Genomic DNA, 14,497 nt, shown 5'->3' on the forward strand with positions numbered 1-14,497 from the left:
TTATTGCGCCGTGACTCGATTCATGGTTCATTTGCAGGAACCATTTCTGTCGATGAAGAAAATGAAGCCATTATTGCCAATGGTAACTTTATTAAAGTGATTTACGCGTCAAATCCAAGTGAAGTGGATTATACCGAATATGGTATTGAAAATGCGCTAGTGATTGATAACACAGGTAAATGGCGTGATGCTGAAGGTTTGGCTCAGCACTTAAAATGTAAAGGCGCTGCGCGTGTTGTGCTGACTGCACCCGGCAAAGGCGACATGAAAAATGTAGTGTTTGGTGTTAACCAAGCCGATATTTTAGATGAAGATAAAATCATTTCTGCGGCAAGCTGTACAACCAATGCCATTACACCGTTATTAAAAGTGTTGCATGACAAATACGAAGTATTAAATGGTCATGTTGAAACGGTGCATTCATTTACCAATGACCAAAACTTAATTGATAACTACCACAAGGCGGATCGCCGTGGTCGTGCAGCAACACTGAATATGGTGATTACTGAAACGGGCGCTGCAAAAGCCGTTGCAAAAGCATTGCCAGTGTTAAAAGACAAATTAACAGGAAACTCTGTGCGTGTGCCAACACCAAACGTTTCTTTGGCTATTTTGAATTTAACCTTGGCTAAAGATGTCGACCGTGACGAAGTTAACGAATATATTCGTCAAATTTCAATTGGTTCAAATATGCAAGGTCAAATTGGTTATGTGAATTCACCAGAAGTGGTTTCATCTGACTTTATTGGTTCACGCAGTGCGTGTATTTTTGATGCACAGGCAACTATTGCATCGGGTACACGTTTAACCGCGTATGTATGGTATGACAACGAAGTGGGTTATAGCTGTCAGGTATTGCGTATTGCGGAGTTAATGAGCGGCGTGGCTTATCCAAAAGTACCTAGCGTTACGCTTTAACAGATAAATAAAAATCCCAGTGTAATCACTGGGATTTTTTTATGCGTTAAGTCAGTGCTTTTTCAATCAAAGTCAGGATTGGAGTGGTTTTTCTGCCAAGCAATTGTTCTAAATCTTTGGCTTGACTGTACATGGCACCTGCTGCAGTTTGTACATCGGCATCGACCAAAATATCTGCTACAAAATCTGGTAATCCGGCTGAAATCAGTGCTGCGGTATAATCTGCTGCGCTTAAATTTTCATAACGAACTGTTGTTTTGGCAACCGTGCTAATCATTTGGGCAAGTTCAGCTAAGGTAAAACTGCTTGAGCCTGCCAGTTCATAAATTTTTTGATTTTCTTCTGCAAGCGTTAAAACATTGGCTGCGGCTTCTGCATAATCTTGGCGAGATGCAGCGCTAATGCGACCATTTTCGGCCGCACCATAAAGAACACCTTGCTCAATGACATGTGCTAAATTGGCTAAGTGGTTTTCGCTATACCAGTTATTTCTTAAAATGGCATAGTTTAAACCGCTTTGTTTAATCAGTTGTTCAGTCGCTTTATGTTCGGTTGCTAAGCCTAGAGGCGAGTGATCGGCATTAAGCAAACTGGTATAAACAATTTTATTTAACTTAGCATTTTGAGCTGCTTGAATCACCGCTGTGTGCTGTGGAATACGTTGCCCGATTTCGCTCGATGAAATCAGTAAAATTTGGCTTAAACCATCCAGCGCAGCAGCTAAAGAAGCGGGCTCGCTATAATCAAATTTTCGAATTTCAACACTTTCTTTAAACAGCGCTTTGGCTTTTTCTGTGTTGCGAACTAATGCAACAATTTCCAGTTGTGGTGCGGTCTTTTGCAGTTGTGCAACCACAAGTTGTCCGAGTTGTCCTGTTGCACCTGTAATACCAATTTTCATAAAACTCACGCGATCCTTTTTCGGTTGTGCTATCATCATAAAACCAAAGCTAACAAAAAGTAAGTACGCACTTAATAGTAAGTAATGGTCTTATAAGTAACCAATGGAGGATGAAAATTATGGCACACATGCAAAAAGGTTATGTTTTATCGAATCAATGTCCTTCACGTGAAATTTTGGAACATCTTACGAGTAAGTGGGCGGTGTTGGTGTTAAGAAGCTTAGGCGATGGTATTCAGCGCTTTAGCGAATTAAAAAGACGCATAGAAGGTGTAAGCGAAAAAATGCTGACACAAACGCTTAAAATGCTTGAAAAAGATGGATTTATTACACGTACGGTTTATCCAGAAGTGCCGCCAAAAGTAGAATATGAGCTGACAAAAATTGGTCAGCAAGCAGAAAGACAACTCGACCTGTTTGTGAGTTGGATCGAAGAAAACCTCGATGAAATCATTTTCCAGCGAAAAATTGAAGATGTTGCTTAGATAAACTTCAATCCTTTGCTTTTTCTATTCGAGAAATTTATTAAAATATGGCACAATAGACGGTTTTAGAGATTTAGAGGATTGGCAGATGCGCTTTGTTGATGAAGCAGTCATTACCGTAGAGGCTGGCGACGGTGGCAATGGCGTAGCCAGTTTTCGCCGTGAAAAATTTGTACCATTTGGCGGTCCAGATGGTGGTGACGGTGGTCGTGGCGGCAGTGTATATATTCAAGCCGAAGACGACACGGGTACTTTGGTCGATTACCGATATACCCGTAGATTCCGTGCTGAACGTGGGAAAAATGGTTCAGGCGCAAACTGTGCAGGTCGTGGAGCACCTGACGTTATTTTAAAAGTTCCAGTAGGAACAACAATTGTTGATACAGAATCTGGCGATATTATTGGCGATTTAGTGACTGACGGTCAGCGTGTGCTGGTTGCCAACGGTGGTGATGGTGGTTTAGGCAATACGCATTTTAAATCGTCAACCAACCGTGCACCGCGTAAATTTACCACAGGCATTAAAGGCGAATTCCGTGAAATTCGTTTAGAGCTGAAAGTGCTTGCCGATGTTGGTTTGTTGGGGATGCCAAATGCAGGTAAATCGACCTTTATTCGTGCGGTTTCTGCGGCAAAACCGAAAGTTGCAGATTATCCATTTACCACAATGGTACCAAACTTAGGCGTTGTCGATGCCGATCGTCATCGTTCATTTGTTATGGCGGATATTCCGGGCTTAATTGAAGGTGCGGCAGATGGTGCAGGACTTGGTATTCGTTTCTTAAAACATTTAGCACGTACCCGTATTTTACTGCACATTGTGGATGTTCAACCCATTGATGGTTCAGACCCTGTGCATAATGCAAAAGCCATTTTAGAAGAATTGAATAAATTCTCTCCAACACTGGCCAAACTGCCTGTGGTATTGGTGCTCAATAAACTGGATCAGTTAGATGAAGATGCACGTGAGGAATGGTGTCAGCATATTTTAACTGAGCTTGCATGGGATGGTCCGGTATTTAAAACTTCTGGCTTGCTTGAAAGCGGCACCAAAGAAGTTGTGTATTACTTGATGGATCAAATTGAACAACAACGTGAACGCGAAGTTGAAGATCCAGAATACGCAGCAGAAATGAAAGCCTTCCGTGACCAACTTGAAGCAGAAACACGCGAACAAACATTGGCTGCAAAAGAAGCATATCGCGCGCAACGTAGAGCACAGCGTTTAGGCGGCGATGACTTTGATGACGAAGATGATGAAGACGACGAAGTGGAAGTAGTATACGTACGTTAGTATGACTGAGGACAGGATGAAAGAAGTGGTAAACGGGCAGCGTGAGCTGAATAATTTTAAGCGTATTGTAGTTAAAATCGGCTCGGCTTTACTCACTGCAAATGGTCAAGGTTTAGATCTTGATGCAATTTCACATTGGGCGGGGCAAATTGCTCAGCTTCATGATGAAGGCCATGAAATTATATTGGTTTCATCGGGTGCAGTGGCAGAAGGCATGGTACGTATGAAACTTGCGGTCCGACCCACAGATTTACCGAGTCTTCAAGCCTGTGCGGCAATTGGTCAAATGGGATTAGTACAAACTTGGTCGAGTGTGCTTGAACAAAAACACATTAAAACCGCGCAAGTTTTGCTGACACATGACGATTTGGCTGATCGCCGTCGTTACCTCAATTCATGCGATGCTTTACAGCATTTAATCGATTGGCGTGTTATTCCTGTCATCAACGAAAATGATACGGTGTCGACCGATGAAATTCGTTTTGGCGATAATGACACGCTGGCTGCAATGGTTGCAGGGCAAGTGCATGCTGATTTGTTAATTATTTTAACCGATCAACAAGGTATGTTTGATGCCGATCCTCGCTCTAATCCAAATGCAAAACTACTTTCTACGGTTCGTGCCTTAGATGATGAACTGTTTGAAATGGCCGGTGGTGGTGGTGTATTTGGTCGCGGTGGGATGGTTACAAAAGTCCGTGCAGCGCGCCTTGCAGCAAAATCAGGATGCCCAACGTTAATTGCGAGCGGTGAAAGTGAAAATGTGCTGACCCGATTAATGTCCGGTGAGTCCTTGGGCACGTTGTTTGTGACTGATAATGACCGTATGACAGCACATCAGCAATGGCTTGCTGCACATTTACAAACCGCAGGGCGTTTGGTGATTGATGCCGGCGCAATTGATGCCATTAAATTAAAGCATCGTAGCTTGCTGCCGGTTGGTGTAAAAGCGGTTGAAGGGCATTTCGAGCGCGGTGACGTGGTGGAATGTGTCGATCAGCAAGGACAACGTATTGCTGTTGGGCGTGTGAATTTTAGTTCACGTTCTGCAGATATTGTTAAAGGTTTGGCCTCCGATAAAGTATTTCAGGTGCTGGGTGAAGCGCGTTCGCTAGAGATGATTCATCGCAATCATATGGCAATATATTAGCAAAAACGTGCAATAACGAAACTCAACGAAAAGGCTTTATTCTGCAAGGGATAGAGCCTTTTTGTTGCGTGGTGCAATAACATGCAATAGACTAGAAAAACAGAATGACTGGAGGTGATGTGTGTTGAAAAAACAAGCGCCTTTCACTTGGAAAATTCTATGCAACTAATGATTCATTCCGTAATAAGTAATACGCACAGTTTTGCAATCAGATTGAATGATATTTAAAACGATGATGTGCATCATTTGATGTGGTCTAGGAATTCAAGACGTTTATTTTGTATCTTAGGTATAGTGATCAGCATTTCGATTGATATCTAGTCCATGAGGTTGGTGTGCATCACAGACCAGACATTTTGTGGGGGAAAATATTGGCAGAGTATTAAAACGTGTAATTTAAGGTGACTACAGCTGATCTTCCGTCTCCCATATATCCAGTTTTATAGCTTGAAATAATTCGAGTGTAATATTTTTCATCGAATAGGTTATTAATATTTAATGATACACGTGCTCTGTTATTGATATCATAAGCACCATATAGACTGGCGATGAAATAATCTTGTTGTTCAGCTTTGATCAAATTTGGCTGGGCTCGTGTTCCCATATTGATATAATCATAACTAGATCCATACCAATTCAGACTGCCCCCAATTCTTAAACCAGAAAGTTCACCATTAAACTGATAATTTGTATTTAATTTGGCTGTTTGTTTAGGATTTGCAGTATTGATCTTTATGCTTTGTGCATCTTCTGTATCATTATATGCATACCCAAACGCGATCGTCCATGCATCAGTTAGTTGTCCTAATACTTCGATCTCGAACCCTTTAGTCTTTGCGCCTTTTACTGCCCGATAACGTGCTTCAATACCATTAACTCCTGTGCCTTCTATTTGTTTAGCGACATTGTCTTTTCTAGTGTAGAAAATGGCAGCATTTAAGTCCAATCGATCATCGAAGAAACTATTCTTTAAACCTAACTCGGTGTTACTCCCAGTCACAGGCTCCAAGAAATTACCATGGATATCTAAATTAGACTGCGGTTTAAAGATTTCTGTATAGCTTGTATATATCGTGCTGGTAGGGAGAATATCGTATGTTGCAGCAACATATGGCACAAAAATATTTGATTGCTTTTGATCCGAAGTAATGCTGGTAAGTTGACCTTGATTGAAGTTTTTAGTTTTAGTTTCCCAATCTGACAAACGTCCACCGATGAAAAATTTGAACTGATCTGTAATATTCCATCGCGTATTGATGAAAGTTCCAAACATTTTCGTATCCGTTGTTTTGTCTACGCCCGTACGCTTTGGATGAAAATCAGGAGAAGCATCGCCGTAGAAATTTTCAAAATCATTAATGGTATTACTGGCTGAATAAGCTGGATAAGAGAGTCCATATTCATTCGTGTCACGATCCCAACCATTCACTCCAAAGACGATTTGATGCTCACGATTAAATAAATAAAATAAACCCGTTACAGTGAAATCATAAGTATTTTGACTTAAATCACCTTCAGATGCCCACTGTGAGTAACTTAGTCCTGTGCCATCTCTATTTAAGTTGCCATTGTAGGCATATGATGTTTTAGCAAAGGCATCTAAGTCTTGGCGACTATATGAAAGTTTAGCCTTCCATTTATCATTAAATTGATGATCTAAATCAATATAGCTATTTTGTAATTCTCGCTGCCATCGAACCCAATTCATGGAGCCAAAATTGTCTTTTGATGCAAAGTTAGTTTTACTTCCATCGCTATAGAAAATTGGTACTCCACCACCTAATCCATGTGGATTATCGTTTTGGTAATCGATACCTAAGGTTAGGAGTGTCTTTTCAGTGAGTTTTGATGTCAGTGATCCGGAAATGGTAGTTGTATTTTTTTCGTAATTATTTTTTGCTGTGCCACCCTCCGATTTAGCAACTATCAATCGTGCATTCAGTTTATCGTCGGGCAATAAGCCACCACTAATATCACCTGTAAATCTTCGTCCATCAAAAGTATCATAGCTTGCACCTATGCCAGCATTGAATTCCTGTGTCGGTTTTTTATGGACCATATTGATTGAAGCGGAAGGTTCTCCAAGTCCTGTATTCAATCCATTTACGCCTTTTAATACTTCGATATGGTCATAAATAGCCGTATCAAAAACGGGCATAGCGATGACGGAACCACTTACTCCTGTATAAGAGGATGCAATCCCATCAATTTGAATATTGTCGACAGCAAAACCACGAACATTATAGTTTGGTCGTTCGCTGTCATTATATCCAATACTGACACCTGGCACCTGCTGCATAACTTCAGCGATTGTATTAAGTCCTTGATCTTGTATTCTTTGTTGTGTAACTACTGTAACCGTCTGAGGTGTTTCTTTTAAAGAAATATTCATTTTGGTTGCTTGAGAAGATTTACTTTTTATATATTTTTTGTTTTTTTCAGTGCTTTCATCATCATCTTCTGCTTTTACAATGATAGGGGCTAAGGTTGCGACCGATTCAAATGATTCTGCATAAAGATATGCGCTAAAAAAGGGTGTTGATAGCAACGTAAGTAAAATTTTGTTAGTGGGGTAGTATTTCATATCTATCATCTCTTATTAAATGAGAGTGATTATATATTGATAATGATTTTCATTACCATGCAAATAAGTGGTTTTGAGCAACTTTCAACAAATATGCTCGCATTAAGCTAATCCACTATGAATACGCGAACTTTAACTTGGAATCAGGATTTCAAGCAGTAAAACAGGAGTTTTTTACTCATATTTAGAATAACTGAAGTGGTTAGGAAATACGTTGGTTTGGCGTGGAGTGTTTTTTGATTATTTCAGGTTGTGAAACCAAAAATGGGAGCAATTGGCTCCCGTTTTGAGATTTTAATACTGCAATTCCGCATAACGACCATTATTTTCAATACACTCAACATTTGAACAAATAAAATGATTGCATTGAAAAAAATAATGATTATTATTTTCATTAATTTAAGGGAGTCGTCATTTATGGATATAAAATTCTGTCCAAGCCTTCATCTTATTCCGTTGGTATCGTGTGTTAGCTTTTTATTTACCCAAGCGGCGTGTGCCAATGACAATAATTCCAATGATTTAAATTCTATACAAACATTGAAAACTATTAATCTTACAGTTTCACGTTCCGATGAAGTCCAAGAAAAATCAAAACAAGTGACTAAATTAGATGAAAAACAAATTGAGCTTTTAAAGAATAGCTCTTCTGGAAACATTGCAACCGTTCTGGCCAAAGCTGTACCTGGGTTATCTGATTCAAGTCGTACAATCACCGATTTTGGACAAACCTTACGTGGACGTAATGCGCTGATTTTGGTTGATGGTGTACCTATGAATTTAACGCGTGATACATCAAGAGGCCTTTCCGCTATCGATCCAGAAAGTATACAAAGTATTGAGGTTGTTCGAGGGAGTAATGCTATTTATGGTGGCGGTGCTGCAGGTGGAATTATATCTATAACAACGAAAGCCGCGGGAGGAGAACCTACAGCGAAAACGACTATTGGTTTACAAAGCCCTTTAACTAATTTTCGTTCTAATGCTTTAAGTGGTGATATTCACCAATACTTTACAGGAAGTTTAAATAATTTTGACTATGCATTTGACTTTGGATATCAACATATCGGGAGCCCATATGATGCTAGAGGAGATAGAGTTGCTCCAGAACCAAGCCAAGGTGACCTGTATGATGCCGATGCTTATAGTATAGGTGGTAAGATTGGTTATCATATTGATGATAATCAATATCTACAAATCGCAGCAAATTATTATAATGCTGAACAAGATTCGGATTATGCATCCGATCCAAGTGTTAAAAAAACCGCTGCTGGAACTGTACCAGCCAAAGCAATTAAAGGCTTAAAGCTCAAAGATCAAAATAAAAATGAAAACCAAATATACAATTTGACTTATAACCACAAAGACTTTTTTGGTAATAAGGTCGATGCTCAAATTTATTATCGCGACTTTTTTACACGTTTTTCACCATTTGATGCGCGTGGAAATGCGAACCGTGGAAAACAAGTCGACCAGATTTATCAAGAAAATAATGTCCTTGGTAGCCGTTTAACTGTCACAACTCCACTGGAGTTTTTGGGTGATACATCTATTGTTTGGGGTGGAGACTTTAGTCGTGAAAAAAGCAAAATGCCTCTGGATACCTTTGATCCTCAAATTTATGATCAATCTGGTGGCCTAGAGTTTGTTAAAACAGGGAATCTTATTTACTTACCTGAGCTTACAACCCAGAGTTTTGGCGGATTTGTTCAACTTAAACATCGATTTAATGATCAATGGTCAGCAGAAGTTGGCACACGTTACGAGGATAGCTTTGCTAAAGTTGATCGTTTTATTCCTTTATCACAATTAGGAAAAACGAATCCATATACCGTTCCTGCTGGAAAGGTTAAAGCTGATGCTTGGTTATACAATGCCAATATTACTTTTTCTCCAAATGAGCAACATTCAATTTATGGTTCTTTTAGTCAAGGCTTTCAACTGCCTGATGTCGGTTTAGTTATCCGTAATGCCGACGTCGGGTTTAATCTTGCCTCTTCATTTTTAGAACCGGTCAAGGTTGATAACTATGAACTCGGTTGGAACACTCATTTCACTAATTTTTCATCAAGTCTAGCTGTATTCCATTCAACATCTAATCTTGGAGGTGTTCAATCTTTTAACAATGGATTAGTTCTTACTCGAACCAAAGAAAAAGTGACAGGTATCGAAGCAACTATTGACTACATTGATGATGCGAGTGTTTGGGGGGCTGGGGGTAGTGTAACGTGGATGAAAGGGCGAGAAACGCCACAAAATACCAATAAAGAACAAGATATGACAGGTTTTCGTATCCCGCCATTAAAATTGACGGGTTATATTTCTTATCATCCTACTAACACTTGGACGAATCGATTACAAGCGACTTATTTCGGTGCGAAGGACTACCGATTGAATGGAGTAAACAGTTTTGGTCGTTATAATGTGAAATCATATACAACAGTTGATTTAATCAGTAGCTTTGCACTTAATAAAAAAGACACGGTGACTATTGGTTTAGAGAATATGTTTAACCGCAAATATTATCCGCTTTATAGTCAACTTTTAAGAACCAATGATAATACAAGTCACTTATTAGCGAATGGCGCAACATTAAAGGTTTCTTATAGCCATCAATGGTAATTGAAAAATATTTTAGCACTCACAGAATACTGACTATGTGAAATTAAAAAATGGAGCAATTGATGCCCAGATTTTCAGGCTGTGACACCTTAATTTCGCATAAGTCCCGTTAGGTTAAATATATTTATCAATCTAGCAAAGACGATTACTGATATTTAAAGTGAATTTAGTTACACTGCCAACGAAAAGAATCTTAAGCTTTTCTGAATATATTAAAAATATGAGTAATAAATGAGCTTATCAATCAATGATATACACATATTGGACATGTGCTTTGCAGGATGTGTCTCAGTGGCAGAGTTTGAACAATGGTTAGGGCATATTCAACAATATTTCGAACAAAAAAGAAGTTTTGTGCTGATTATGCAAACCGAGCCGAACACCGAATTTCCCAAAGAATATCGTGTTATTCAGGGAAAATGGTACAAACAATACAAACAAGATTTTTATCAATACTGTTTAGGCTTCGCACGAATTGCCCAAGATGAAGCAGATCGTATTCGCCTAGATACGCCTGCCTTACAAAAAGCCTGGCATGTTCCTTATTTTGTCAGTTTAGAAAAAACCGATGCCATGCAATGGGCCATGCAGAGGTGTTTATGACACAACCCTTAAATTCTGATCAAAACCTTCCAATAAAAACAGTTTCTGCACTGAGCCTATCCGTTGTGGTCGTGCTTTATTTGGCACATGCATTACCACTGTATTTTTATAACGTTGCCTTACCTGCGATTCTGCGTCATCAGGGCATAGATTTACGTTGGATTGGCATGTTGTCGCTACTGTATATCCCATGGGCCTTTAAGTTTTTTTGGGCCCCATTAATTGATCGGTTTTATGTGAAGGCATTGGGTAAGCGTAAGACTTGGCTCTTATTCACTCAAATTGCCTTGGTATTCGGTGTTATTGCCTTAGCTTTAACACAATTCGATTATGGTCTAAGTGTATTTGTGCTTGTCGGTTTATGGATTTCAACCTTTGCCGCAACCCAAGATATTGCGATTGATGGCTATACCGTTGAAACCTTTTCTGAACCTGAATATCGATTGGGCAGTATGGCGCAAAGTATTGGCGTAGCATTGGGCAGTATGATGGGTGGTGCTGCAACTTTATGGCTGTATCAATTGTATGGTTGGAAAACCGCACTGATTTGTTTAGCTGCAATGACAGCACTGACCATGCTTGCAGTGCTTCAAATTAAAGAAAAAACCAATACTGAAAAAATTGCCAAGCAAGCGCCGAGTCTGATTCGAGCTTTTAAGCGCCCTGAGATGTTATGGGCCTTGGCTTTGATTGTGTGTTATCGCGTAGTCGAAGCACCAGCAATGGCGATGCTCAATCCAATGCTAATCGATCAAAAATGGTCCTTGGCCGAGATCGGTATATTGATGTCTGTGATTGGCGCAGGCATTGGTTTATTCGCCGCAATATCGGCGGCATTCGTGCTCAAAAAAATAGCAGCAACACGATTACTGATTTGGGCTGGCTGGGCACGCAGTTTAGTTTATCTGTTACTTGGAGTCGCTGTTTTACTAAGCTGGTTTACCCAGTGGAAGATGTTATTGGGGCTATTTGTTGTGGTTATTTTAGCGATTCGCTATATCGCTATGACTGCTTTATACGCGCATTTTATGCAGACCAGCTCTAAGGAACAAGCTGGAACAGACTTTACCATTTTGGTCTGTTTTGAACTGCTGGTTTATTTTGTTGGCGGTGCAATGTCTGGTTTCTTGGCCAAAGCCTTTGGTTATGGAAATTTCTATCTCATTCTCGCTGCAGCATCTGTGTTGAGCATTTTGCTCAGCCAAGTGTTAATTCACAAAGCAAAACAAACACAACAACTCAACTAGGGACAACTTATGAAAATACGTTCACTTTCAACCTCATTAACGCTACTCAGTTTAGCAATTAGTACGCAATTGTATGCGCAAACCGTTGAGTCAGATGTGCCTCTTCAAACTACCACAACCGTAGCGAGTCAAAAGCCAACACAACTCGCACCTATTGTGGTGACTGCATCACGTTCAGCACAAAGTATTGCTGAAATTGCAGGAACGGTTCAGGCGATTGATCAAAAGCAGATAGAACAACAATCAGTTGCGGGACGCAAATTGGCTGATATTTTGGCTCAATTGGTGCCTTCTTTAAGTCCAAGTAGCGGTACAACCACCAACTACGGACAAACCATGCGTGGTCGTCAGGTACTCATTCTAATTGATGGCGTAGCACAAACAGGATCTCGTGACGCATCACGTCAATTAAATAGTATCAGTCCGGATTCGATTGAGCGTATTGAGGTTGTTTCTGGTGCAAGCAGTATTTATGGTTCTGGGGCTACAGGTGGAATTATTAACATCATCACTAAAAAGGGTGCTGGTGATGGCTTAAACTTTGAATCAAAACTCGGCGTGACTTCTGGTGATAATTTTAAAAGTGATGCTTTGGTCTATGACGCATATCAATCGGTTGCTTTTAAACAAGGGGATTGGAATGGTTTTGTTGGCGCTGGTTACACCCAACGTGGTGAAATTCAAGACAGTCATGGCAATCGAATCGGACCGGAAATTGCACAGACCGATCGTCAAGATACAAAAACTGTTGATGTCAATGGACGTTTAAGCTGGCAATTTACCGATAAACAAAAGTTAAGTGTTGGTGCACAATATTATGACGATAAACAAGACTCAGATTACGGTCCTGATTATGGTCCTAATTTTGCAGTTTTAAGAGGTAATGCGCCGAGTTTAAAAGCATTAAAAGGTTTTGAAATTGATGATCAACCATTTACTAAACGCTATGCCGTTAATGCTCAGTATCAAAATACTGACTTCTTGGGTCAAGAATTGAATGTTGAGACCTACTACCGAAATGAGAAAGCGCGTTTTTATCCAACGATACTCAGTAATTTTATTCCAGCAGGCTATTATTTAGCCTATCAATCAGAATCTGATATTGATGTTGCTGGCGTACGTGCAGCAATGACATCAAAGCTTCATCTTGCTGATCGTGATTTAAAACTGACTTATGGTATTGATTATGACCATGAGAAAGATAAGCAGGTAGCTGACCTATATAGTTTTACCAATAATGGCTTGAAATATAATAATACTGGGCGCAGCTATGATTTTGGCCCAGATGCGACCATCAAAAATTTAGGCGTATTTATTCAAGGCAATTATGACTTAACGGATGCATTAAATGTGCAGGCAGGTATTCGATATCAACGTATTGAAAGTGATACCACAGCATTTAAACCCACAGTTTCAGCTATTCAAGGCGATATCACAGGTCAAGCTGTCGGTACAGTCGCGGCGGGTTCAGTTAAACATGACAAAGCATTGTTTAATCTAGGTGCTGTTTATAAATTAAATGATCAGCAACAGGTGTTCGCCAATTTCTCACAAGGCTTTAGCTTACCCGATATACAACGTGTTTTACGCGATGTTTCAGCAGGTTATGTTGTTCGTTCAGACAATGTTGATCCAATTACAGTGAACAACTATGAACTTGGTTGGAGATTCCAAAACGATTTTGGTGCAAATTTAGGTTTAACCACATTCTACAATACATCTGATAAAGTGGTTCAATTTAAAGCGGATCGTTCAGTAACCGTTGCAGATACAGATCAGCGAATTTATGGCGTTGAAGTAAATGCGAGTATGCCTGTTTTAGATCAGTTTAGTGTAGGTGGAACACTTGCCTATACGCGTGGACAATTTAAGGATGCGGCAGGCGATTGGCGTGAACTCAATGCCTTACAAGTCTCACCAGTTAAAGGTACATTGTTTGGTGAATGGAATGATGATAAAGGCAATAGTTTAAGAGTTCAGATGTTAGCTGTGAAAGGAACAGATAAAGCTTATAAAGACTCTGTAGTCGCGAAATACGATACAAATGTTCGCCCTAATGTAGCAACAAAGATCAAGGGTTATGCGGTTATGGATGTGATTGCTAATGCGAAAGTAGGTCCAGGAACTGTCGGCTTCGGTGTCTATAATGTTTGGAATACAGAATATAAAACTGTGTATAGCCAAGCAGCCGAAGCAGTTTATGGCTCAATCTCTAGTTTGCCTGCACAAGGCCGGACTTATGGTTTGAGTTATACTGTAAAATACTAACTTCATAGACGGTTCTAAATTTTATCTAATTTGTAAGTCCTAAATAAAAATGTCTAGTTCAACATGGTAAAATCATCATAAACTAGACATTTTTATGGGTGAGAATATTCTTTACTTTAAAATCTGGTTAATTTGCGGGAGCATTACCCGATTGGCATGTAGTATAGAGTGAATGCAGTGAAAAACTTTAACGCAGAAACATATCTGACAGATCAGAATATTTCAGACACCATTACATGGTTATTGCAGCATCAAGACTGTTTTGATGAATTTCATTTTAATGTAAATACCCAAGAATTAACGGTAATCCATGCTGCGGGTACAGATATTATTCGGGCAGGGCAATTTTTAAATGCACGTTATGGTATTTTAGTCACCTCATTATAAAAAAGAACGCCTTATTTTAAGGCGTTCTTTTTTATTGG

10 protein-coding genes and 1 pseudogene are annotated in these 14,497 nt (G+C 39.6%); 9 read left to right on the top strand and 2 right to left on the bottom strand.

Going from position 1 to position 14,497, the window contains the following annotated elements; translation table 11 throughout:
• Positions 1–918: glyceraldehyde-3-phosphate dehydrogenase (locus I2F62_RS05285; RefSeq protein WP_324625982.1), on the top strand; the 918-nt coding region annotated here is incomplete at its 5' end.
• A gap of 46 nt (positions 919–964) precedes the next feature.
• Here I2F62_RS05285 and I2F62_RS05290 read toward each other — a convergent pair.
• Positions 965–1,819, bottom strand: coding sequence for an SDR family oxidoreductase (locus tag I2F62_RS05290; RefSeq protein ID WP_324625983.1), 855 nt, complete (start codon positions 1,817–1,819; stop codon positions 965–967).
• A gap of 119 nt (positions 1,820–1,938) precedes the next feature.
• Between I2F62_RS05290 and I2F62_RS05295 the strand changes: the two genes are divergently transcribed.
• The 3 genes from I2F62_RS05295 to proB all read left to right on the top strand — a co-directional run bounded on the left by I2F62_RS05295 (position 1,939) and on the right by proB (position 4,748).
• On the top strand, positions 1,939–2,304 hold the full coding sequence (locus tag I2F62_RS05295; protein WP_324625984.1) for a helix-turn-helix domain-containing protein: 366 nt from the start codon (positions 1,939–1,941) through the stop codon (positions 2,302–2,304).
• A gap of 88 nt (positions 2,305–2,392) precedes the next feature.
• Positions 2,393–3,598 (top strand): Obg family GTPase CgtA, encoded by a 1,206-nt coding sequence (cgtA, locus tag I2F62_RS05300; protein ID WP_324625985.1) that lies wholly within the window; start codon positions 2,393–2,395, stop codon positions 3,596–3,598.
• Positions 3,599–3,614: 16 nt separating this feature from the next.
• Positions 3,615–4,748: a glutamate 5-kinase gene (gene proB / locus I2F62_RS05305; protein WP_324625986.1), complete on the top strand. Its 1,134-nt coding sequence runs from the start codon at positions 3,615–3,617 to the stop codon at positions 4,746–4,748.
• Positions 4,749–5,130: 382 nt separating this feature from the next.
• Here proB and I2F62_RS05310 read toward each other — a convergent pair whose 3' ends face one another.
• The gene (locus tag I2F62_RS05310) at positions 5,131–7,332 is read right to left on the bottom strand and encodes a TonB-dependent siderophore receptor (protein WP_324625987.1); all 2,202 of its coding nucleotides are present in this window, start codon (positions 7,330–7,332) and stop codon (positions 5,131–5,133) included.
• 540 nt (positions 7,333–7,872) lie between these two features.
• On the opposite strand from I2F62_RS05310, the pseudogene I2F62_RS05315 reads away from it, so the two are divergent.
• The 5 genes and pseudogenes from I2F62_RS05315 to I2F62_RS05335 form a co-directional block, all read left to right on the top strand.
• A pseudogene (locus tag I2F62_RS05315) lies at positions 7,873–9,954 on the top strand (TonB-dependent receptor); the annotation flags it as partial.
• Positions 9,955–10,185: 231 nt separating this feature from the next.
• The gene (locus I2F62_RS05320; protein WP_324625988.1) at positions 10,186–10,557 is read left to right on the top strand and encodes a hypothetical protein; all 372 of its coding nucleotides are present in this window, start codon (positions 10,186–10,188) and stop codon (positions 10,555–10,557) included.
• Complete coding sequence (locus I2F62_RS05325; protein WP_324625989.1) at positions 10,554–11,804, top strand: MFS transporter; 1,251 nt, start codon at positions 10,554–10,556, stop codon at positions 11,802–11,804. The genes I2F62_RS05320 and I2F62_RS05325 overlap by 4 nt, the downstream gene beginning before the upstream one ends.
• A gap of 9 nt (positions 11,805–11,813) precedes the next feature.
• Positions 11,814–14,072 carry a TonB-dependent receptor gene (locus I2F62_RS05330; RefSeq protein ID WP_324625990.1) on the top strand — a complete coding sequence of 753 codons (2,259 nt, stop codon included), beginning with the start codon at positions 11,814–11,816 and terminating at the stop codon, positions 14,070–14,072.
• A gap of 177 nt (positions 14,073–14,249) precedes the next feature.
• A complete protein-coding gene (locus I2F62_RS05335) occupies positions 14,250–14,459 on the top strand; it encodes a hypothetical protein (RefSeq protein ID WP_324625991.1) in 210 nt (69 codons plus the stop codon).
• Positions 14,460–14,497 lie beyond the last annotated feature (38 nt).

This window comes from Acinetobacter sp. MD2(2019) (assembly GCF_035615615.1).
Classification (GTDB): domain Bacteria; phylum Pseudomonadota; class Gammaproteobacteria; order Pseudomonadales; family Moraxellaceae; genus Acinetobacter.

What these genes read in the sequence shown, in the direction of transcription:
- I2F62_RS05330 (WP_324625990.1), top strand. Translation starts at nt 11,814, where the DNA reads ATGAAAATACGTTCACTTTCAACCTCATTAACGCTACTCAGTTTAGCA.
- proB (WP_324625986.1), top strand. Translation starts at nt 3,615, where the DNA reads ATGAAAGAAGTGGTAAACGGGCAGCGTGAGCTGAATAATTTTAAGCGT.
- I2F62_RS05290 (WP_324625983.1), bottom strand. Translation starts at nt 1,819, where the DNA reads ATGAAAATTGGTATTACAGGTGCAACAGGACAACTCGGACAACTTGTG.
- I2F62_RS05320 (WP_324625988.1), top strand. Translation starts at nt 10,186, where the DNA reads ATGAGCTTATCAATCAATGATATACACATATTGGACATGTGCTTTGCA.
- cgtA (WP_324625985.1), top strand. Translation starts at nt 2,393, where the DNA reads ATGCGCTTTGTTGATGAAGCAGTCATTACCGTAGAGGCTGGCGACGGT.
- I2F62_RS05310 (WP_324625987.1), bottom strand. Translation starts at nt 7,332, where the DNA reads ATGAAATACTACCCCACTAACAAAATTTTACTTACGTTGCTATCAACA.
- I2F62_RS05295 (WP_324625984.1), top strand. Translation starts at nt 1,939, where the DNA reads ATGGCACACATGCAAAAAGGTTATGTTTTATCGAATCAATGTCCTTCA.
- I2F62_RS05325 (WP_324625989.1), top strand. Translation starts at nt 10,554, where the DNA reads ATGACACAACCCTTAAATTCTGATCAAAACCTTCCAATAAAAACAGTT.